This window comes from Affinirhizobium helianthi, from assembly GCF_042680945.1.
Lineage (GTDB): Bacteria > Pseudomonadota > Alphaproteobacteria > Rhizobiales > Rhizobiaceae > Neorhizobium > Neorhizobium helianthi.
The window spans coordinates 115,690-136,043 of sequence record NZ_JBHUEQ010000032.1; the positions used below are offsets into that span (position 1 = coordinate 115,690).

The window sequence follows — 20,354 nt, forward strand, 5'->3', positions numbered from 1 at the left end:
ACCAAACCCGGCGCCCGCGAATTGATGCAGCGCACAACACTTCCGAATTTATGGTAGGCCGTGTTGTTGCACCGCACGCGGTTCCTGTTAGTTTACTTTCGCCATGCTAGATTTCATCTCAGCAATGACGGAATGCCGCGATCGAAAGCTAAAGGAAGAAAGGTGGCGTCTGCATGTTTTACCAGCTCTACGAGTTGAACCACGCGGCCATGGCGCCCTTCCGCGCCACGACCGAAGCCATGCGCTTCTTTTATACAAACCCACTCAACCCGCTGTCTCAAACAACATTTGGCCGAACCTTTGCGGCGAGCCTGGAAGTGTTTGAAAGGGCGACGCGTCGCTATGGCAAGCCGGAATTCAATCTCCCGACGACGACGGTTGACGGTCATCCGGTGAAGGTCACGGAAAAGGTGGTATGGTCCAAGCCATTCTGCAATCTTCTCCACTTTGAACGCGCTCTGCCAGCAAGCCGCCCCCCAGACCAGAAGATCCTGGTCGTGGCACCCATGTCCGGACACTACGCGACGCTGTTGCGCGGAACCGTAGAGGCGCTGATGCAGGGTGCGGATGTCTACATCACCGACTGGAAAGACGCTCGAACCGTTCCGATCACCGAAGGCACCTTCGATCTGGATGATTACATCGATTATGTGATCGAGATGCTTCACCATCTTGGCCCGGATACGCATGTGGTGGCTGTCTGTCAGCCTTCCGTTCCGGTTCTGGCGGCCGTGGCCGTCATGGAAGCGGCAGCCGATCCTTTCGTTCCCTCGTCGATGACGCTGATGGGTGGACCGATCGACACACGCATCAATCCGACAGCCGTAAACCAGTTGGCTCAGGATCGTCCGCTCAAATGGTTCAAGGACAATGTCATCATGACAGTGCCTTGGCCGCAGGCGGGATTCATGCGTCCGGTCTATCCGGGCTTCCTGCAGCTTTCCGGCTTCATGTCGATGAACCTTGATCGGCACCTCATCGCTCACAAGGAATTCTTCCAGCATCTGGTGAAGAATGACGGTGAATCTGCCGAGAAGCATCGCGATTTCTACGATGAATATCTGGCTGTCATGGATCTGACGGCGGAATTCTATCTGCAGACAGTCGATACGGTGTTCATCCAGCATGCCTTGCCCAAGGGTACGATGATGCATCGGAGCGTACCGGTGGATACGACCGCGATCAGGAATGTTGCACTCCTCACCATCGAAGGCGAGAATGACGACATTTCGGGCGTTGGCCAGACGCATGCTGCGCAGACGATCTGCACGAATATCCCGGATGATAAGCGCCTGCATTATGTGCAGCCGGATGTTGGCCATTACGGGGTGTTCAACGGATCTCGCTTCCGCAAGGAGATTGCTCCACGCATTCTTTCCTTCACCAGGGAGCATTCCAAGGCTGTTCGGAAAAATCCAGCTCCGCGCGTCATCAAGGGCGGCAAAGCGGGCTGATCACGCCGATTTCAGAAAACGAGAACAGGCATTTCGGCGAATCCGGGCTGCCTGTTCTTGAAGCGCCATGGGCGGCTTACCACATCGAAACTTCGAGGGACGCATGATGCGTGCCTTTTCAAGAACGAGGTAATGCCCCCATGAACCAGTCAGCATTGATACGTCCGGATTGGACTCCGGCAACCATCGCCTTGATGGTGCTGGGCTTTGTGGTCTTCTGGCCGCTGGGCCTCGCTATGCTTGCCTATATCTTGTTCGGCGAGCGCCTGCGCGATTTCAAACGCAACGCGAATGATAAGGCCGATGGCATCTTCGCAGGCTTGCGTCGTTCCGGACGACGTTACAGCCCGACTTTCGCCACCGGCAATGTCGCTTTTGACGATTGGCGTAAGGCGGAACTCGATCGCATCGAGGAGCAGCGCCGCAAGCTGGACGAGATGCGCGAGGAATTCGATAGCTATCTTCGCGAGCTTCGTCGGGCGAAGGATCAGGAAGAATTTGATCGCTTCATGCGCGAGCGCGGCAACCGCGGACCGGAAGGTCAATATCCGGCGGTCTGATGCCTCAGAGATCAATTTGCACCGGCGCCCTTGCGGCGCCGGTTTTTGATGGTCATAAGCATTGCAGGTGAACCTGGAACTGCTTGATGGCACACACTGAGGCTTATCCTTTCCGAGTGACCGAATCAGTTTAGACAACTCCCATGCTTCCCATCCTCAGAAAGCCGGTCAGAGCCAAGCCGAAACCCCTCAAGAAAGAGGAGAGGGTGCTGCGCGTCGGTGAGCGTTCTCTGCCCCTGACAATTCGGGAGCATGCGACCGCAACGAGGATTACCCTGCGTATCGATGCGGGGGGACGCGGCCTTAAACTGACGGTACCGCGGGGCTTGAAAAGCCGGGAGATTGACAACTTCCTCAATCGGCATGACGAATGGTTGAGAAAGAAGCTGTCGAAGTTTGACAATGCCGATGGCCTGCGGCCTGGCGGTCACATCGCCATTCGCGGCATATCTCACCTCATCGTCCACACGGGCGCAATTCGTGGCCTCACGCAGATTGTTCAGCAAGAGGACGGGCCCGTGATACAGGTCAGCGGATTGGAGGAACATTTGCCGCGACGCCTTGCTGCTTTTCTGAAGAAGGAGGCGAAAGCCGACCTGGAAAAGTTGGCGCTCGCTCATGCCGGCTCGATTGGCAAGCCCGTGCGGTCAATCACCATAAAAGATACACGCAGCCGCTGGGGTTCCTGCACCTGGGATGGAGCCTTGAGCTTCTCCTGGCGCATCGTGATGGCTCCTGCATTCGTCATCGATTATCTGGCGGCCCATGAAGTGGCACATTTGAAGGAAATGAACCACGGTCCCTCTTTCTGGGCGCTCTGTCAGCGACTGTGTCCCCGCACGGATGAAGCGCGCCGATGGCTGAAGGCAAACGGCTCGCAATTGCACGCCCTGGATTTCTCCTGATCCAATCGGACGCGAATTCCGTTAGCGGAGTGCAAGAACCCATAGTGCATGGGGTAGTTCAACCTATTTTGCTCGACTCCGGGCGCATTTCGTGTCACTTCGCCATCATGAGACCTGACATTAAAATCTGCGGATTGAAGACCCCCGAGGCGGTGGACCTCGCAGTGCAGCGAGGGGCAAGCCATATCGGTTTCATCTTCTTCGAAAAGAGTCCGCGACACATCGATCCCCTGACGGCAGGGGCATTGGCGGATCGGGTCCGCGGGCGAGCCAAGATTGTCGCCGTGACGGTCGATGTCGATAACGAGGAACTCGAAGAGATCATCTCCTTCCTCAAGCCGGACATACTTCAGCTCCATGGTCATGAGACGGCGGAGCGGGTGCTCAACATCAAGGCCGTGTTCGGGCTTCCAGTCATGAAGGCTTTTTCAGTCAGGACTGTCGATGACCTGCGGAAGATAGAAAGCTACGACGGTCTGGCAGACAGGTTCCTTTTCGATGCCAAGCCACCCGCTGGCTCAGAACTTCCGGGCGGAAACGGAGTTTCCTTCGATTGGAGCCTTATGGCCGCGCTTGACGAAGGCGTGGATTACATGCTTTCCGGTGGGCTGAATAAGGATAATGTCGGTCAGGCGTTGAGCATGACGCGAGCTCCCGGCATTGACATTTCATCCGGAGTTGAGAGTGCGCCGGGTGTGAAGGATCTGAACAAGATGAACGCCTTTTTCGATGCGATCGAAAACTGGCAGGCGAGTGCATCAGAGGGAGTGACCAAGTGAACCAGCCGTTGAAACCGAATTCGTTCCGGGCCGGCCCCGATGAAGATGGCCGCTTCGGCATCTATGGCGGTCGCTTCGTTGCCGAAACCCTCATGCCGCTTATTCTCGACCTTCAGGACGAGTGGAACAAGGCAAAGACAGATCCCGAATTCCAGGCGGAATTGGCGCATCTGGGTACCCATTACATTGGACGTCCCAGCCCGCTATATTTTGCTGAGCGGCTGACAGCCGAGCTTGGCGGCGCAAAGATCTATTTCAAGCGTGACGAGCTGAACCATACCGGCAGCCACAAGATCAATAACTGTATCGGACAGATCCTGCTTGCCAAGCGCATGGGCAAGAAGCGCATCATCGCAGAAACCGGCGCCGGACAGCATGGTGTAGCGTCTGCAACGGTTGCAGCACGCTTCGGTCTGCCCTGTGTTGTCTATATGGGTGCAACGGATGTCGAGCGTCAGGCGCCGAACGTGTTCCGCATGAAGCTTCTCGGTGCCGAGGTGAAGCCGGTGACCGCAGGTCACGGCACGCTGAAGGATGCCATGAACGAAGCCCTTCGCGATTGGGTGACCAACGTCGAGGATACCTATTACATCATTGGCACGGCAGCAGGTCCGCATCCCTATCCTGAGATGGTGCGCGAATTCCAGTCGGTGATTGGCAAGGAAGCACGCGAGCAGATGATGGCGGTTGAAGGCCGCCTGCCGGATATGTTGATTGCGGCTGTCGGTGGCGGCTCCAATGCCATCGGTCTCTTCCATCCCTTCCTGGATGACGAGAACGTCCGCATCATCGGCGTTGAAGCCGGTGGCAAGGGTCTCGAAGGCGAGGAGCACTGTGCCTCTCTGACGGCTGGTCGCCCCGGCGTTCTTCATGGCAACCGCACTTATCTGCTTCAGGATAATGACGGCCAGATCAAGGAAGGTCATTCCATCTCTGCCGGTCTGGACTATCCCGGCATCGGTCCTGAGCATTCCTGGCTGAAGGATATCGGTCGCGTCGAATATGTGCCGATCAAGGATGATGAAGCACTGGAGGCCTTCCAGCTTCTGACCCGCACCGAAGGCATTATCCCGGCACTGGAGCCGAGCCATGCCTTGGCGGAAGTCATCAAGCGCGCTCCGAAGATGGATAAGGACCAGATCATCCTGATGAACCTCTGTGGCCGCGGCGACAAGGACATCTTCACTGTCGGCAAAATTCTCGGAATGGGCCTCTGATCATGACTGAACGTATGAAAAAGCGGTTTGCGGATCTGAAGGCCGAAGGTCGTCCCGCTCTCATCACCTATTTCATGGGTGGCGATCCCGATTACGAGACCTCGCTTGGCATCATGAAGGCGCTGCCTGCCGCTGGCGCTGATGTGATCGAACTTGGAATGCCCTTTTCCGATCCCATGGCGGATGGCCCTGCCATTCAGCTGGCTGGACACCGGGCCCTTCTCGGCGGGCAGACATTGCTGAAGACGCTGGATCTGGCGCGTGAATTCCGCAAGGACGATCAGGATACGCCCATCGTTTTGATGGGGTATTACAATCCGATCTACAATATGGGGGTCGAGACCTTTCTCGATGCCGCCATTGAAGCCGGTATCGATGGCCTGATCGTTGTCGATCTGCCGCCTGAAATGGATGACGAGCTTTGTCTGCCGGCTATCGCCAAGGGCATCAATTTCATCCGTCTGGCGACTCCAACGACCGATGACCGCCGATTGCCAACCGTTTTGCGGAACACATCCGGCTTCGTCTACTATGTTTCGATGAATGGCATCACCGGCTCTGCCCTGCCGGATCTGAGCAAGATCGAAAGCTCGGTGCGTCGGATCAAGGCTCACACGGATCTTCCCGTCTGCGTGGGCTTCGGGGTCAAGACTGCCGACCATGCAAAGGCAATCGGTGCCGCTGCCGATGGCGTTGTCGTCGGTTCCGCCATCGTGGCGCAAGTTGCCGGAAGCCTCTCCGTGGATGGCAAAGCCACGGAACACACAATCTCCGCCGTTTCCACGCTCGTTCGCGGGCTGGCCAGCGGTGTCCGCGCGGCGCGTCTTGTCGCTGCCGAGTAACATCACCACATTGACGAGCGTCAATCAGGAGTTCTGCCAGTGAACTGGATCACCAACTATGTGCGTCCTCGCATCAATTCCATGCTGGGCCGCCGGGAAGTGCCGGAAAACCTCTGGATCAAGTGCCCGGAAACGGGCGAGATGGTTTTTCATAAGGATCTTGAAGAGAACAAATGGGTCATTCCGGCCTCCGGCTTTCATATGAAGATGCCGGCCAAGGCGCGCCTGGAAGACCTGTTTGACGGCGGTGTCTATGAGAACCTGCCGCAGCCGAAGGTGGCGCAGGATCCGCTGAAGTTCCGCGATTCCAAGAAGTATAGCGACCGTCTCAAGGACAGCCGCCTGAAGACGGAGCAGGAAGACACCATTCTGGCCGGACTTGGCAAGGTGCGTGGCGTAAAGCTTGTTGCCGTCGTTCACGAATTCAACTTCATCGGCGGCTCGCTCGGCATGGCGGCTGGCGAAGCAATCGTGAAGGCCTGTGAGCGTGCGCGCGCAGAGCGTTGCCCGCTGGTAATCTTCCCTGCATCGGGTGGCGCACGCATGCAGGAAGGCATTCTTTCGCTGATGCAGCTGCCCCGTACGACAGTGGCGGTCAACATGCTCAAAGAGGCAGGACTGCCCTATATCGTGGTGCTGACCAACCCCACGACCGGTGGCGTAACCGCCTCCTACGCCATGCTTGGTGACGTTCACATCGCTGAGCCGGGCGCTGAAATCGGCTTTGCAGGCAAGCGCGTGATCGAGCAGACGCTGCGTGAAAAGCTTCCGGAAGGCTTCCAGACCTCGGAATATCTGCTGGAGCACGGCATGGTGGATATGGTGGTCAAGCGCCATGATCTTGCAGCGACGCTTGCTTCGCTTCTGAAGATCATGTTGAAGCAGCCTGAGAATTCTGATCAGGTCCTCGCCAGGACGGCCTGACCATTCCGGGCCGGAATGGCGTGAGCCAACGGCAGAATGGATGTGACACCAGTTGCCGGACTCCTCGGGAGGTTCGGCAATTTCGCTATTTCAGCCGCAGGGATTGCCATGAACGACGTTGCCCTTAGCGAGGCGGAACAGGTCATCAACGAACTGATGGCTCTACATCCCAAAGGTTTTGATATGACCTTGGGGCGCATGCGGCGTCTGCTCGATGTGCTGGGGAATCCGCAAAACCGTTTGCCTCCCATGATCCATGTGGCTGGCACCAACGGCAAAGGCTCTGTCAGTGCATTCTGTCGCGCTCTGCTGGAAGCTGCCGGACATGCCGTTCATGTTCACACATCACCCCACCTCGTAAACTGGCATGAGAGATACCGCATCGGGCAGCGCGGTAAGCCGGGAGTGCTGGTTGAAGATGCATTGCTGGCGGATGCCTTGCGTCGCGTGGCGGAGGCCAATCGGGGCGAGCCTATCACCGTCTTCGAAATCCTCACGGCGGCTGGCTTCCTGCTCTTTTCAGAACTTCCAGCCGATGTGGTCGTCATGGAAGTCGGTATGGGCGGACGTCTCGATTGCACCAATGTGGTCGATCATCCGGCAGTGTCTGTCATCATGCCGATCTCCTTCGATCATCAAGCCTATCTTGGCGATCGTGTGGAACTGATTGCAGCAGAGAAGGCGGGCATCATCAAGAAGGGCTGTCCTGTCGTTATCGGTCATCAGGAATATGATTCAGCCCGTGAGGTGCTTGTATCGGTCGCCGAGCGGCTGGGTTGTCCAATGTCCGTTTACGGGCAGGATTTTCGTGCTCATGAGGAATTTGGCAGACTGGTCTATCAGGATGAATTCGGCCTTGCCGATTTGCCTTTGCCGCGCCTGCCGGGCCGCCACCAATTGGGCAATGCCGCTGCAGCCATCCGTGCCGTCAAGGCAGCCGGGTTCGACGTGACCGAGGCCATGATGGAAAAGGCGATGAACTCTGTCGAGTGGCCGGGGCGTCTCCAGCGACTGACGGAGGGCGAACTTGTTCGCTTGGCCCCTGAAGGCGCGGAAATCTGGGTCGATGGCGGCCATAATCCCGGTGCCGGGGAAGTGATTGCCGAAGCGATGGCTTCTTTCGAGGAGCGTCAGGCGCGTCCCCTCTATCTGATCATTGGCATGTTGAATACCAAGGAGCCTCTGGGCTTCTTCCGTGCCTTCACGGATATTGCCGAAAGCGTCTTTACCGTGCCGATTGCAAGCAGCGAGTCCGGATTGGATCCGGTGGCACTGGCGCAATCCGCCTATGATGCTGGTCTTGTGGCAGAGCCCATGTCCAATGTCGCGGATGCACTAAGAGTGATTGCGGACCGCCAGCTGAGTGACAGCCCGCCGCCGCGCATCCTGATCGGCGGGTCGCTCTATCTCGCCGGCACTGTTCTGGCGGAGAATGGAACGCCGCCGAAGTGACCTGAGCGACAGATCGAAAGCAAAAAGAAACCCGGCTGCGAGGCCGGGTTCTTTGTTTTTGTAATGCCGAAAAGATCAGGCGTTGCCGGAAATCCAGCTGGAAAGCGCGGTCTTCGGTGCAGCACCAACCTTGATATCCGCCACTTCGCCGCCCTTGAACATGGCAAGGGTAGGGATGGAGCGCACGCCAAACTTGGCAGCCAGTTCCGGGTTTTCGTCAATGTTCAGCTTGGCAATCTTCACCTTGCCAGCCATCTCTGCCGAAATTTCTTCCAGGCTCGGAGCAATCATCTTGCACGGGCCGCACCATTCTGCCCAGAAATCAACGACAACGGGCTCGGCGGAGTCCAGAACTTCGGACTGGAAGTTGGACATGTCGACTTTCACGGTAGCCATGAGGCTCTCCTTCAGCAATTGGCAGTGTTGGAAACAATGTGAGGTGCACAAACGGGAAATTCAATCCCGCTATCTCACTTTGTCGCCAGTTCGGCAAGCGACCTATCGAGGTCAGCAGCCGGGATTTCCAGCACTTTCGCCGTCTCCGTATAGACCAGAATGCAGCGAATTGTCTTGCCCGGATAAAGCGGCGCAAGCACTTCGCGATAGATAGCAAGCTGGGCTTTATGCGGGAAGGCAATCTCATCCGCGGAGCGCGGCACGAAACGGTTGGTTTTGTAGTCGAGAATGATCACTGAACCATCTGGCGCGATAGCCAGGCGGTCGATGCGGCCCGATACCGCATAATGCCGCTCATTCAGCGTCAGACGGCCCATGATGGAGACTTCGGCCTGGGCGTGCCCCTCGAAGAGGGGCTGGAGATCCGGTTTTTCCAGCACGCCCAGCACGTTTTCGAGCAAGGCCTGTCGCTCTTCCTCCGGCCAGGTGCCTGCGGTTCGCTCCAGATAGCGTTGCGCTGCATCCCGCCACTGCTCGCGCGGCAGGTTTGGCAGAGTTTGCAGCATTCGGTGACTAAGCTGGCCCTTCTGCAAGGCAAGGTCAGCCGCCTGTTTCTCCCCAAAGAGAGGGGAGACGAACGGGGCCTCGCCATCCTCATCCTCGATCATCACACCCACGCCGGAGGGGGCGAGCGGACGCGGCAAAGGTTTCGGTTCAGGCAGGGGTTTGAACACCTCTGGCGGAAGGCCCGTCGTCTTATCCTTCTGCTGTTGCCGATCCAGCCGGCTTGGGAGCGAGACAATGACGCCACCTTCCCGCCAACGATAGCCAGACCATTCTCCATCCGGACCGGTGAAGGTCGCCGCGGTGCAGCGTTCAGAATCCGCGTGAAGCGCGCGGGTAATCATGGCCTGCCAGCTTTCATCGTTTTCGCGCTTGCCGCGATAGCCGCAAACAATCAGGCGATCGGCAGCCCGCGTCATGCCGACATAGAGAAGACGTCTGTATTCTTCCTCGGCCGCTTGCTTCAGGCGTTCGTCATCGGCAGCCGTCAGGGCATTGGTCAGGATCTTGCCGGGCACCCAGGCGGGAATGTCACGGTCTGCGAGCTTGAGAAAGCGGAATTTCGGAACATGGGTCGAGATAAAGGCCTTCGATCCGCTATCGACCAGAAAGACGACCGGAGCTTCGAGGCCCTTCGACGCATGCACCGTCATGATGCGAACTTCATTGCGTCCGCTATCCTGCTCGCGTTTGATTTCCGGTGCTTCCAGTTCCAGCGCTGAGATAAAGGATTGCAATCCGGGCAGTGCCTGATCTTCGTGATCCAGCGCCAGGCTCAGAAACTCATCCAGAATATCGCCTGCTTCACTGCCCAGGCGAGAGAGGAACAGCCTTCGCCCACCATGGGCGCCGAGAATGCGTGCGAAGAAATCGTGAACCGGTAGCTGCATGCCAAGAGCGCGCAAATGAGAAAGACGCTCTCGCACTTCGACGAACGGAGCTTCTTCCGCATCCGCCAGACTATTCAAGCGACGCCAGACACTCTGTCCCTCTTTCCGCAAGGCCGATAGATGGAAGATCTGCTCCTCGGAGAGGTTGAAGAGCGGACTTTTCAAGGCTGCGGCCAGTGACAGGTCATCATGCGGTTGCAGAACGAAGCGAGCCAAGGCCATCAGATCCTGAACTGCAATATGGCTGGTCAGCCGCAGACGGTCGGCACCGGCCACCGGTATTTCGCCCTTCCGCTTGAGAGCACGTGTCAGCGCATTCACGAAGGCATCACGCTTTCGAACAAGCACGAGGATGTCTCCCGGCTCGATGAAGCGCTGCTCGCCTTTCTCGATGACGGTTTGCTGCCCGACCATCTCCCCGATCACATGCGCAATGCGACTGGCAAGGATGGCGGATGGCGCACGATCCGGCGTCGAATCGAAGGGGGCAGTCCAGTCGTCTTCCAGATCGGCCTGGTCAGGAACGACCGTGTCCCAAAGATCCACCGCACCGGCATGGCCGACTCGGTTGGAACGATGGATTACGGGTTCGCCCTCGGCACTCAATCCTCTGGCGTGGTCTGGCAGGGCAAAGACCTGATCGACAGCGCTCAAGACATCCGCAGTCGAGCGGAAGGAGAGGGGAAGTCGCACCGGGTTGAAGATCTGGCCGCTGCGGGAGACGCGGCGCTGCGTGCCCGAACGTTCTTCGGCAAAACGCTCCGGTCTTGCACCCTGAAAGGAGTAGATGGACTGCTTCTCGTCGCCCACCGCGAAAATGGTTCGCGTGCCGGGGCGGGCTGTTTCGCCGGCGAAGAAGTCTTCCGCCAGGGACTGGATGATGCTCCATTGAATGGGACTCGTATCCTGCGCCTCATCGACAAGGATATGGTCTATGCCCTGATCCAGCTTGTAATGAACCCAGGCACCGACACCGCCACGACCGAGAAGCTCAGCTGTGCGCGTGATGAGATCCTCGAAATCCAGAAGACTGCGGCGCCTTTTCAGTTCCTCGTAATCCGCATCCAGCCGCGCAGCGAGGGTCAGTGCCGAAAGCGTTGCCCGCAGCATTCGTGCGCGTGTCAGCTTTTCCCGGCAGGCTACCACATGCTCGCGGGCCTGGGAGACAGCTTCTTCCAGGCCCGGTGCCGCACTCGCCATCTTCTTGGTGAACAGCGATGTGTCCGCCTTCGGCTTTCCGGCCTGTGTCAGAAAGACCTGATCCAGAATGCGCGCGCGTTCAGCGGCATCCGGTTGCGCGATGGCCTGCTGCAAAACAAAGGCGGCTTCTGCCGATTTTGAACCTCCCTTGTCGGATTGCGCAAGGTCGAGATAGCTGCTGAGTGTGGGGCCAGAAAGCCCGGCGAGTGGCCAGTACTCGCGCAGAATACTCTGTTCGTCATCCTGTCGATCCAGGCCAAAAGCGCGACGCAGCTCACCTTCGACGCCTTCACCCTCGCGCGCCCACAGGAAGAAGCGGCGCAGCGCCGTGCGGTTTGCGATGATATCCGACAGAAGCGTTTCAAGGCCACCTTCGTCACCCAGATCGAGAACATGCGCGAAGGCATCCGCCAGGTGTGTATCGCCCTCTACGGATGTGGCCGTCAGCAGCGAGCGCCGCGCCTCGGCCAGCAGGGCTGAGGCGGATGCATCGTCGAGAACGGAAAAGTGACCTGCGACATTGGCTTCCAGCGGAAATTGATGAAGCAGCGCCTCGCAAAAGGCATGGATGGTCTGGATCTTGAGCCCGCCCGGCGTTTCCAGCGCCTTGGCGAAGAGACGCCGCGCTTCCGCCAGCTTGATCTTGTCGGGCATGGCGCCTTCAATGGATGCGATGCGCTTCGACAGATCCTCATCGGAGAGAACAGCCCATTCCCCCAGTCTCTGAAACACGCGGTTCGACATTTCCGATGCCGCAGCCTTGGTATAGGTCAGGCAGAGGATTGCCGAGGCGCGGCAGCCGGAGAGAAGCAGGCGAATGACGCGTTGCGTCAGAACATGTGTCTTGCCGGAACCGGCATTGGCCGAAACCCAGGCGGAACTGGCGGGATCGGAAGCCAGCGCCTGCTGACGCGCGGTCCAATCGAGCCACTGTGCCGGATCGTTGCCCAACTGGTGAAGATCATCGCTACTCATCGGCTTCACTCTCCTCGGCATCGGCTGTTGCCCATTCCGCAACCCGCGCGAGATGATCGTATTCGCCGCCATAATCGCCCTGCTGGAAGGGGATGAGCCGGGATGCAAAGCCCACGTCGCCATCGCGCAGGCGGTTCACAAATGCGGTCAATTGCGTGATGGAATCCGCCGCAAGCTCCATGGCTGATTTGGGTTTGACCTTGGCCGTCTCCTTCGCGCCCTCGTTGTTCACCTTGTCGCACGTGAAACGCTCGCCCGGGCGAAGCCGCACATAGAGAAGGTCATCCACGCGTGTCGCTTCCAACCCCTTGAAGCCACCGGCTTGCAGAGCTGCTGCCTCCAATGCCAGTTGCGGGTCGAGAAGAGCGCGTGCCTGCGGTGCCGTAGGGCTCAGGCCGGTCTTGTAGTCGATAATATCGGCGCAGCCATTGCCTTTGATATCGATCCGGTCGGCAATGCCTGTCAGCCTGATGGCGGCCTCCGGCAGTTCGAAGCCGGATGAAAGCTCCGTATAGGTTTTGCGCACGTCGCCAGCACGGCGGTTTTGCCAGCGAAGGAAAGCACGCGCCACCTCGACAAAGCGGGGACGCCATACCTGTTCGATGTGGATCGGAAGGCGTGCGCCCTGAAACTCCTCCGCAATAATCCGCTGCATTTGCGCCCAGCCATCATCGGCACCGGCTGTGGTAGCCACCTCGCTGGTATAGCGTTCGATAATGCGGTGGTAGAGCGTGCCTCGCTCAGAAGCGCCCGGATCTTCATTAAAGGGATCGATGGGATCGAGTTTCAGGATGCGCCGCGCATAAATCGCGTAGGGGTCACGACGCAGGCGCGCGACTTCGCTGAAGGAGTATTTCTTTGGCTGGAGATCGGCGGGTGGGGTCGGGGCAGGGCGTTTGCCCAGCGGCTGGCGTTCCTCCGGGGGCGTATCGTCCATCATTTGCGCCCAGCGGCGATAGTCTTCTCCGCGCGCCAGAAGATCCTTCCTCAAGCCTTCTCCGCCCAAGGCCAGCAGCCTTTGAAGCCAGCGGGACGCAACAGTGGGGGCGCCGCCTTGACGCAGGGAGCGGGTGTAGATGAGGTCTCTGGTTCCGTTGGCCATGATGAAATCATGCGCCAGCTGCCCGGTTCGCCGCTCAGGCGGCTCAAGCCCCATATCTCCCTTCATGCTGCGGGAGAGGAAGGGGTTGTTGACCGATTGCGCGGGCCAGGACCCTTCATTCATGCCGCCGATAATCAGCGTATCCACACGCTGCAAGCGGGATTCAAGCGTGCCGAAGATGAAGACCCGCGGATGGCTCAAGGCTCTCGGCTTGACGGCTTCGCTTGCCATCAATGCTGCCATGATATCGATCCACTGTGGCCCGTCCGCCTCGATCTGACCATCCGTCGCAATGATGTCGCCAAGCAGGCCCGCAAGCCTTTCCCCCGCTTCACCCGTCCAGAGGGTGCTGAGATCTCCGGTTTCGGTGATCGCCACTGCTTCAAGCACGCGCCCTGTCCGCGTTGCCCAATCCGCAAGTGTCAGCCGCTCCGTCAATCTGCGCCCGTCGGCCAGTGGCGGGCGCACCGCGGCGCTCAACGGGGAGGCGGCATTCGCCATGCGTTCAGCAAGATCGGCGGCCTGTCCGGGCGCTTCCGGTTTCAGTGAAAGTCGCCATTGGCGGGGGTGGCGATCTCCGGCCTGTTGCGCGAGGCTGGCATGGAGCAGGGCCGGCAAGTGCGCAATGTCCGGCTCCGTGGTGCCGCCACGCAGCGCCAGAAGCTCTAGTGCATTGCCACCGGAAAACACCTGCCTCGTCGTTAGGCCAAAGCGTGCCAGGGGATGCTTCAACAGAGCTGTGATCGCAACCGGATCGCCCGGACGAAGCGTGGCCTCCAGCACAAGAGAAAGAAGCGTTCCCTGAGGTGTCGAAGAAAGCGGTGTGCCTGCGGTATCGTCCGCAGTGATCCCGAATCTGGCAAGCTCTGCCGCCACGCGGCGCGCCAGTGCACGATCTGGCGTAATCAATGCCGCTTGTGATTCACCATCCATGCCCGGACGCTCGAGGGCCAGCCGCAGAGCGATGGCAATGGCGGCAGCCTCTTCCCGTTCATTGGCGGCTTCGATGAGGGCAACATCGGCAAAGGCCTTGCGAACCGTCTCCGCCGGGGCCTCTTCTCGCCAGCGGTTCCAGCTATCGGTGGCTTCGGCAGGTGCCAGCGCACGCGATAGAAGGAGATCGCGGCAGGCCAGATCATCGGGCACATCCCCTAATGCGGGCACGTCTTCCCGGCTCACACCCAGCTTGCGAAGCAACCTGTGAAGGCCGTATTGCGGATGGCTTCGGCTGGCGGGGTCAGGACGGCCAGCACTGTCGCCAAGACCGAGAAGAGCCCATTGCTCCTCGGGCATGGCCTTGTCCAGCCCCGGAAGAACGACAACTCCATTGGGCAGATCCGCGATGGCCGCAATCAGGTTCGCGGCAGCGGGAACGGAGCCGCTGGAGCCTGCGACGATAACCGGCCCGGCATGCTCTCGCACAGCAATCCGGCTGGCCTCGGCATTGATGATCGCTGCCTGATGCCGGGCAGGCGAGGAGCGCTTCAGCTCATCCAGCCGTGCTGGCCAGAACTGACTGGCGATCTTCAGGAACTCGGCGGAAAGCTGCCACCACAGGGAATGTTCTGCGGTGTTCAGGTTCTCAAGCCGTGCCCAATCCAGATCCTCTGTCTCCATTGCATCGATGAGTTCAACGAGCGAACGGGCAAGCCAGATGGCATCGGCGGGGCTGGCCGGGGCAACGAGCGGCGAGGCGAAATGGACATCCGTGATGGCTTTTGGCAAAGCATTGCGCCAGGCAAGGATCAGGCGGCCAAGCTCCAGCAGCCGTTGCGTACCGCCGATCGGAACTGCCAGATCCATTTCCTCGGGCGCGACGACATCGAAAAGCCCGCTATCGTCATCCGTCTCACCCAGCGGACGGATGACCGGCAGGATCGCCGAACGGCCACCGAGAAGATCCACGAATTCTGATCGCAGAACACGCGCGGCACGGCGCGTCGGGACATAGATGGTGACTTTGGCAAGCGAAAGCGGATCCTGATCGTCATAGCGATAGGTGGACAGAAGCCGTCCATCGCAAAGCGCCGCGGCAACCGTTCTGAGGAATGGTATGGCGGGCGGAATGGTCAGAATGCGTTTTTCGCGGTGCCGTTCCATGTTCAGGCCAGGGCCGGAAGGGTGGATAGAAATTCTTCCGCTTCTCTCAAACCTTCCGGCGTCCCAACCGTGATCCAGTGTCCCTGCAACAAGGTGCCGAACAGCGCTTCGCGCGCAATGGCGCGATCGAAATAGCGGTTCAGGTTGAAAGGCTCATCGGGTGCGTCGCTCAGGAAACTGGAATGCATGGCAAAGGCGCCCGCATAAACGACAGGATTGGGATCGCCTTCGCTGTAGCGGGCAAGGCGATGGTCACTCCCGAGATTGAAATCCTTCTTTCCATCGTGACCGATTGCCTGATCTACGGGAACACAGAGCATGGCCAGATCCATGCGTTCAGGCTCGAAAAATTCGACAAGACGGCGAAGATTGGAGGGCTGGTGTTTCGGCTCTCCAACCCAGAAAAGATCCGCATTCATCACGAGGACGGGACCGGGGGGCAGAAGCTTCAACCCCTTGGCCAGCCCGCCGCCGCTGTTCATGAGCTGCTCTCTCTCATCGGATATGAGGATGTTCAGATCCTTCCTCTGTGAGAGATGGGTTTCCATCTGATCCGCATGATGATGGACATTCACCGCAACATTACGAACACCGGCTTCCGCAAGGGCGTCCAGCACGTAATCTATCATCGGGCGTCCACCGACAGGAACAAGAGGCTTGGGAAGCCTGTCCGTCAGGGGACGCAAACGCGTGCCCAGGCCCGCAGCCAGCACCATGGCATTCTCGATGATCATGCGATCGGATCCGTTATTCGACTATGCCCGTTTTTGCCATCCAATCGGCCAAAGGCGCAAGCGCAGGATGGGCAAGAACAGTGGAGAGATAGCGAAGCGTACGCGGCATGTGCTTCATGTAGCCCGGCTTGCCATCGCGCTCCTTCAGCCGCACCCAGAGACCGGCAAGCTTGCAGTTGCGCTGCGCGGACATGATGGCAAACGCCTTGCGGAATCCATGCTCATCGAATGCGCCCTGCGCATGGCGTAGCGCCACGTAATGCTCGAGAAGGTCATGGGCCAGGGCTTCCGGAATTGTCACCCGCGCATCCTGAACGAGCGAGGCAACATCGTAAGCCGTCGGCCCGATCATGGCATCCTGAAAATCGATAAGGCCAATCCGGGCCAAATCCTGTTCCTGGTCCCGCCAGATGAGGTTTGGCGAATGGAAATCGCGTAGCAGCAGATGCCGTTCAGCGTTTGAAAGCTCACCGATAAGGCTGTCCCAGATCTGACCGTATTCTTCCCGGACATTCTCTGCCACAGGTTCTCCACCTCGCAACGAGGGAAGGTACCAATCGAGAATGAGGCGGGTTTCGATCTTCATCGCCACCGGATCGAAATCCGGGATAAGATGAACGTGCCCTGCATCAACCGCGATCTCCTTTTGCACCGGCAGGCAGGCATGAAGATGCGCAAGGCATTCGATGGCGGCGCGGTATCGCTCCGGCAAAGGCTCGCCTTCCGGCGACAGGACGCCCTCGGAGCCGAGATGTTCGAGAAGCAGAAGTCCGTGCTCGTAATCGGCAGCCAGAACATCCGGTGCGCAGAGCCCGCACTGCTTCAGGTAAAGATCGATGCCGACGAATGGCAGAATATCTTCAGCGATATGCGCAACCTTCGGGTAGGGCTTTCCGTCCAGCACCGCTGGGCCTGAGGCGCGACGCGGCCAGTCCATCAGCACGAGCGGCACGCCATCGTGCGGGCGAACAGTCTCATAAGCCCGTTGCGATGCGTCGCCAGTCAGGTAGCGGCGTCGATCCGGTGTATGGCCGTTCTCTTTCAGGAAATTGCGGATCAGCAGCACCCTGCGAATACGCTCCAAGGCTGCGTCCGGCCCTTCGATGTCTGCCTGACGACCTGCATCCTGATGAGTCAGCCTGAGAGTGATGCGGTCGGCCGGTAGCTCCGCCTCCGCCATTTCCGGCCATTCGACCAGACAAATGCCGTCATTCAGGCTTTCATCCAGGCCAAGCTCATCCAGCTCTGAACCATCGGCAATGCGGTAGAGATCGAAATGAGCGACCGGAATGCGCAGATCATAGGTCTGAACCAGCGTGAAAGTCGGGCTTGGAACCTCCAGCGCTTCATCATCTGCCATGGCTCGCAAAAAGGCACGGGCAAGGGTGGACTTTCCGGCTCCCAGGTCTCCGGAAAGCGCAAGACAATCTCCCACGTGAAGGGCAAGCGCCAGATCCTCTCCGAGGCGGATTGTTTCCGCTTCGTCGGCAAGCGTCAGGGTGATTGGGGCGCAGCTGTTCATTCTGCCGCGACGGAACGGGCTGTGATGGCGCTCGGAATGCGGCAGGTCACTGTGGTGCCCTGACCGGGTTTGCTTTCGATCTTCACCTCACCCTTGTGCAGGTTGACGAAGCTTTCGACAATCGAAAGACCAAGGCCCGCTCCGGTGCGCTTGCCGCCCTTGCCGCTCGAAAAGCGATCAAAAACGGTCGGCAGCATGTCTTCCGGAATACCGGGTCCCTTGTCAGCCACGGAGAAGAAGAAATCGAGGCCATTGCGCCAGCTGCTGAGCGTGATTGTCGAACCTTCCGGCGCGAAGTTGGCGGCATTCGTGATGAGCTTGATCAGGATCTGCTTCAATCTCTGCTGGTCTGCCACGATGGCGCCCATGCCACGCGGCGCGACGATTTCCAGCATGACACTGTTTTCATTGAGCCTGTCGGCAATCTGCATCGCCACGTCATCGAGAAGATCGTCCAGATCAACGTCGGCGTAGTTCAATTCCATGATCCCGGCATCGACAGTTGCAAGGTCCAGAATGTCGTTGACGATGGTGAGCAGTACTGCGGACGAGGTAGAGATATGGTCGACATATTCCGCCTGACGCTCGTTCAGAGGTCCGATCCCCGTCGTCTTCAACAGATCCGTGAAGCCGATGATATTGGTGAGCGGTGAACGCAATTCGTAGGAAACGTGCTGCACGAAATCGTTCTTCAGCTCGTCGGCCTTGCGCAGCGCCTCGTTCTTTTCCTTCAAAGCCCGCTCGGCGCGCGCGCTATCGGTCATGTTGACAAAGGTTAGCATGGTCTGCGCGTTTGGCAGCGGGATCACCGCGTAATCCAGCACAATGCCGGAATGCAGCTCGAACGTTCCCTGAAGCGATGGGCGCTCGTCGTCGAAATTCGTCAGCATCTGACCGAACAGACGCCAGCCATCCGGCTTCTCATATTCCAGCGCGCAGGCGGCTTCGATAGCCTTGATGTGGGTTCCGGGCTTTGTCTGCTCTTCCGTAATGCCCCAGAGGGCACGGAAAGCCGGGTTTGAAAGCCGGATGCGGCCATCCGGGCCAAACACGGCCACGCCTTCCGCAAGGTGGTCGATCGTTTCGCCCTGAACCTTCACCAGCGTATTGTAGCGGGTTTCCAGATCAACCTGTTCGGTGAGATTTTCGAAGACCCAGGTTGCGCCGCCTTGAGGATGCGCCGTGGCAATGACCTGAAGCGTCTGGCCGTTTGGCAGATGCCAGCGATTGGTCTGGGTATCGAGCGCGCGGTAAACGGAGAGAACGGACTCTTTCCAGTTTCGCCAGTTCAATTGCTCCGGCAGCTTGTTCTGGCTGCGAAGCTTGTCCAGCAGCTCATTATGGTCTGGCCGGCTTTCGAGGAAGCCGAGATCCAGATCCCAAAGCCTGACGAAGGCTTGATTGTAGAATTGCAGGCGCTGGTTCTTGTCGAAAATGGCGACAGGCGTTGCCAGATGATCCAGAGTCTCGGCATGGCTCTTCAGCGTGCGATCGAGCTCTGCCCGAATGGATTCCGCTTCCGAGACGTCGATGGCCATGCCCGCAGAACCGGCAATGCCGACCACGTCGACCACATCGAAAACCGTTCGGTTGCCACGCACAACTGTGGAGAGGCGATCGTGGAAGGGCGAGGTTGGCGTTGCGACGGCACGAATCTGTTCGCGCGCGATAGTACCCAGGAACTCTCGGGCTTCCTGAATGGCTTGCGACGGTGTGGCCGCTTCCACGGCCTCGCCATAGGCATGATTCACCCAGGCAAGCGTGCCATCTGCATCGCGGCGCCAGACCGGCTGTTCCAAAGCATCAAGAAGGCTCTCGAACAGATTGATCGAAGAAACCAGACGCTCCCGCTCGATCTTCAATTCCGCCAGCTCGGCGCGCAGATTGTTCAATGCGATGAAACGGACAAACGCCTTGCCGCCGGAAACCCGGCCCTGCACTTCCAGAATTTCATCACGCTGGGTTTCCACCACAAGATCGAATGTGTGTCCGGAACTGCGCAGCGATTCCACAGCGCGTTCAAGCTCAACTGCCGAATGAGGCCTCATCCACTTGCCAAAGGCAAGAAAATCACGGTCCTCCAGCGGAGCACCGGTTTCGGGCGGCAACTGGCCAAGGAATTCCGGACGGGAGGGGCCGGCTTCCCAGACGACGATCCGACGGTTCTTGTCCGCAATCAGCGCTTCGTATTTGGAAATCTTCCGGTGCGCATCGGAAAGCGCCCCGCGCATTTCCTGGCTTTCCGCTTCCAGAGTTCCCTTTTGCCGAACCAGCCAGATGGTGGAAAGCAGCGCTGCCGCAATGGCTCCGACAGCCAGCGAGGAGAAGATCACTTCCGATGAAGTGAACAGCTTTGCTGCCGGCACCACGCGCTCCTGCGCCCAGGCTGCCCCGGCCAATCCTGACAATGCTGTTCCCGCAAGGCAAACGCGCGCAGTCTGAAACAGCCGCCGCATGCCGCAAATATCCGTCTTCCGCACCTGACCTGTCATTCCCCGTATTGTTGATGCAAGCGCGCTGGCGCCCACACCGTCTTTCGCCCGCTCTCGCGAAGCTGAAAAAATCACCGCCATTCCGGTCTGTCTCCCGTCCATGTGCCGCATCTCCGACAAGACATCCCAGTTCGCAGAGGTCGCCAAACCCCCACGAATCAAGTGGGTTAACAATATCTGCTTCGTAATTTTCGGCAAAGAGGCGACGGCAAAAAAGAAGCCGCGGAATTGTCAATCCCGCGGCCA

Annotated in this window: 14 protein-coding genes; 8 read left to right on the forward strand and 6 right to left on the reverse strand. The window is 58.8% G+C overall.

Annotation, left to right across the window (positions count from 1 at the left end):
* Window positions 1-173: 173 nt before the first annotated feature.
* The 8 genes from ACFSE1_RS17270 to ACFSE1_RS17305 all read left to right on the forward strand — a co-directional run bounded on the left by ACFSE1_RS17270 (window position 174) and on the right by ACFSE1_RS17305 (window position 8,133).
* Window positions 174-1,454: a polyhydroxyalkanoate depolymerase gene (locus tag ACFSE1_RS17270; protein ID WP_377404099.1), complete on the forward strand. Its 1,281-nt coding sequence runs from the start codon at window positions 174-176 to the stop codon at window positions 1,452-1,454.
* A gap of 140 nt (window positions 1,455-1,594) precedes the next feature.
* Window positions 1,595-2,014 (forward strand): DUF2852 domain-containing protein, encoded by a 420-nt coding sequence (locus ACFSE1_RS17275; protein ID WP_377404101.1) that lies wholly within the window; start codon window positions 1,595-1,597, stop codon window positions 2,012-2,014.
* A gap of 143 nt (window positions 2,015-2,157) precedes the next feature.
* On the forward strand, window positions 2,158-2,919 hold the full coding sequence (locus ACFSE1_RS17280; RefSeq protein ID WP_377404104.1) for a M48 family metallopeptidase: 762 nt from the start codon (window positions 2,158-2,160) through the stop codon (window positions 2,917-2,919).
* 107 nt (window positions 2,920-3,026) lie between these two features.
* Window positions 3,027-3,698 (forward strand): phosphoribosylanthranilate isomerase, encoded by a 672-nt coding sequence (locus ACFSE1_RS17285; protein WP_377404107.1) that lies wholly within the window; start codon window positions 3,027-3,029, stop codon window positions 3,696-3,698.
* The gene (gene trpB, locus ACFSE1_RS17290) at window positions 3,695-4,915 is read left to right on the forward strand and encodes a tryptophan synthase subunit beta (RefSeq protein ID WP_377404110.1); all 1,221 of its coding nucleotides are present in this window, start codon (window positions 3,695-3,697) and stop codon (window positions 4,913-4,915) included. The genes ACFSE1_RS17285 and trpB overlap by 4 nt, the downstream gene beginning before the upstream one ends.
* Before the next feature lie 2 nt (window positions 4,916-4,917).
* Window positions 4,918-5,757: a tryptophan synthase subunit alpha gene (trpA, locus tag ACFSE1_RS17295; protein ID WP_377404113.1), complete on the forward strand. Its 840-nt coding sequence runs from the start codon at window positions 4,918-4,920 to the stop codon at window positions 5,755-5,757.
* Between the two features lie 39 nt (window positions 5,758-5,796).
* Complete coding sequence (accD, locus tag ACFSE1_RS17300; RefSeq protein WP_377404116.1) at window positions 5,797-6,681, forward strand: acetyl-CoA carboxylase, carboxyltransferase subunit beta; 885 nt, start codon at window positions 5,797-5,799, stop codon at window positions 6,679-6,681.
* A gap of 108 nt (window positions 6,682-6,789) precedes the next feature.
* Window positions 6,790-8,133 carry a bifunctional folylpolyglutamate synthase/dihydrofolate synthase gene (locus ACFSE1_RS17305; protein WP_377404119.1) on the forward strand — a complete coding sequence of 448 codons (1,344 nt, stop codon included), beginning with the start codon at window positions 6,790-6,792 and terminating at the stop codon, window positions 8,131-8,133.
* A gap of 75 nt (window positions 8,134-8,208) precedes the next feature.
* Here ACFSE1_RS17305 and trxA read toward each other — a convergent pair whose 3' ends face one another.
* The 6 genes from trxA to ACFSE1_RS17335 all read right to left on the reverse strand — a co-directional run bounded on the left by trxA (window position 8,209) and on the right by ACFSE1_RS17335 (window position 20,210).
* Window positions 8,209-8,529: a thioredoxin gene (trxA, locus tag ACFSE1_RS17310; protein WP_377404122.1), complete on the reverse strand. Its 321-nt coding sequence runs from the start codon at window positions 8,527-8,529 to the stop codon at window positions 8,209-8,211.
* A gap of 74 nt (window positions 8,530-8,603) precedes the next feature.
* On the reverse strand, window positions 8,604-12,158 hold the full coding sequence (gene addA, locus ACFSE1_RS17315; protein ID WP_377404125.1) for a double-strand break repair helicase AddA: 3,555 nt from the start codon (window positions 12,156-12,158) through the stop codon (window positions 8,604-8,606).
* Window positions 12,151-15,360, reverse strand: a complete 3,210-nt coding sequence (addB, locus tag ACFSE1_RS17320; RefSeq protein WP_377404128.1) for a double-strand break repair protein AddB — start codon at window positions 15,358-15,360, stop codon at window positions 12,151-12,153. Before addB ends, addA begins: the two co-directional genes overlap by 8 nt.
* A 2-nt stretch (window positions 15,361-15,362) precedes the next feature.
* The gene (locus ACFSE1_RS17325; RefSeq protein WP_377404131.1) at window positions 15,363-16,094 is read right to left on the reverse strand and encodes a nucleotidyltransferase family protein; all 732 of its coding nucleotides are present in this window, start codon (window positions 16,092-16,094) and stop codon (window positions 15,363-15,365) included.
* A 13-nt stretch (window positions 16,095-16,107) separates the two neighbouring features.
* On the reverse strand, window positions 16,108-17,616 hold the full coding sequence (tsaE, locus tag ACFSE1_RS17330; protein WP_377404134.1) for a tRNA (adenosine(37)-N6)-threonylcarbamoyltransferase complex ATPase subunit type 1 TsaE: 1,509 nt from the start codon (window positions 17,614-17,616) through the stop codon (window positions 16,108-16,110).
* Entirely contained in the window at window positions 17,613-20,210 is a 2,598-nt protein-coding gene (locus tag ACFSE1_RS17335; RefSeq protein ID WP_377404137.1) for a PAS domain-containing sensor histidine kinase, read from the reverse strand. The genes tsaE and ACFSE1_RS17335 overlap by 4 nt, the downstream gene beginning before the upstream one ends.
* Between the last annotated feature and the right edge of the window lie 144 nt (window positions 20,211-20,354).

Bases quoted from the DNA above. Each gene is read 5' to 3' on its own strand.
- tsaE (WP_377404134.1), bottom strand. From the start codon at position 17,616: ATGAACAGCTGCGCCCCAATCACCCTGACGCTTGCCGACGAAGCGGAA.
- trxA (WP_377404122.1), bottom strand. From the start codon at position 8,529: ATGGCTACCGTGAAAGTCGACATGTCCAACTTCCAGTCCGAAGTTCTG.
- ACFSE1_RS17280 (WP_377404104.1), top strand. From the start codon at position 2,158: ATGCTTCCCATCCTCAGAAAGCCGGTCAGAGCCAAGCCGAAACCCCTC.
- ACFSE1_RS17335 (WP_377404137.1), bottom strand. From the start codon at position 20,210: ATGGACGGGAGACAGACCGGAATGGCGGTGATTTTTTCAGCTTCGCGA.
- ACFSE1_RS17305 (WP_377404119.1), top strand. From the start codon at position 6,790: ATGAACGACGTTGCCCTTAGCGAGGCGGAACAGGTCATCAACGAACTG.
- trpA (WP_377404113.1), top strand. From the start codon at position 4,918: ATGACTGAACGTATGAAAAAGCGGTTTGCGGATCTGAAGGCCGAAGGT.
- ACFSE1_RS17275 (WP_377404101.1), top strand. From the start codon at position 1,595: ATGAACCAGTCAGCATTGATACGTCCGGATTGGACTCCGGCAACCATC.
- ACFSE1_RS17285 (WP_377404107.1), top strand. From the start codon at position 3,027: ATGAGACCTGACATTAAAATCTGCGGATTGAAGACCCCCGAGGCGGTG.
- ACFSE1_RS17325 (WP_377404131.1), bottom strand. From the start codon at position 16,094: ATGATCATCGAGAATGCCATGGTGCTGGCTGCGGGCCTGGGCACGCGT.
- addA (WP_377404125.1), bottom strand. From the start codon at position 12,158: ATGAGTAGCGATGATCTTCACCAGTTGGGCAACGATCCGGCACAGTGG.
- addB (WP_377404128.1), bottom strand. From the start codon at position 15,360: ATGGAACGGCACCGCGAAAAACGCATTCTGACCATTCCGCCCGCCATA.
- ACFSE1_RS17270 (WP_377404099.1), top strand. From the start codon at position 174: ATGTTTTACCAGCTCTACGAGTTGAACCACGCGGCCATGGCGCCCTTC.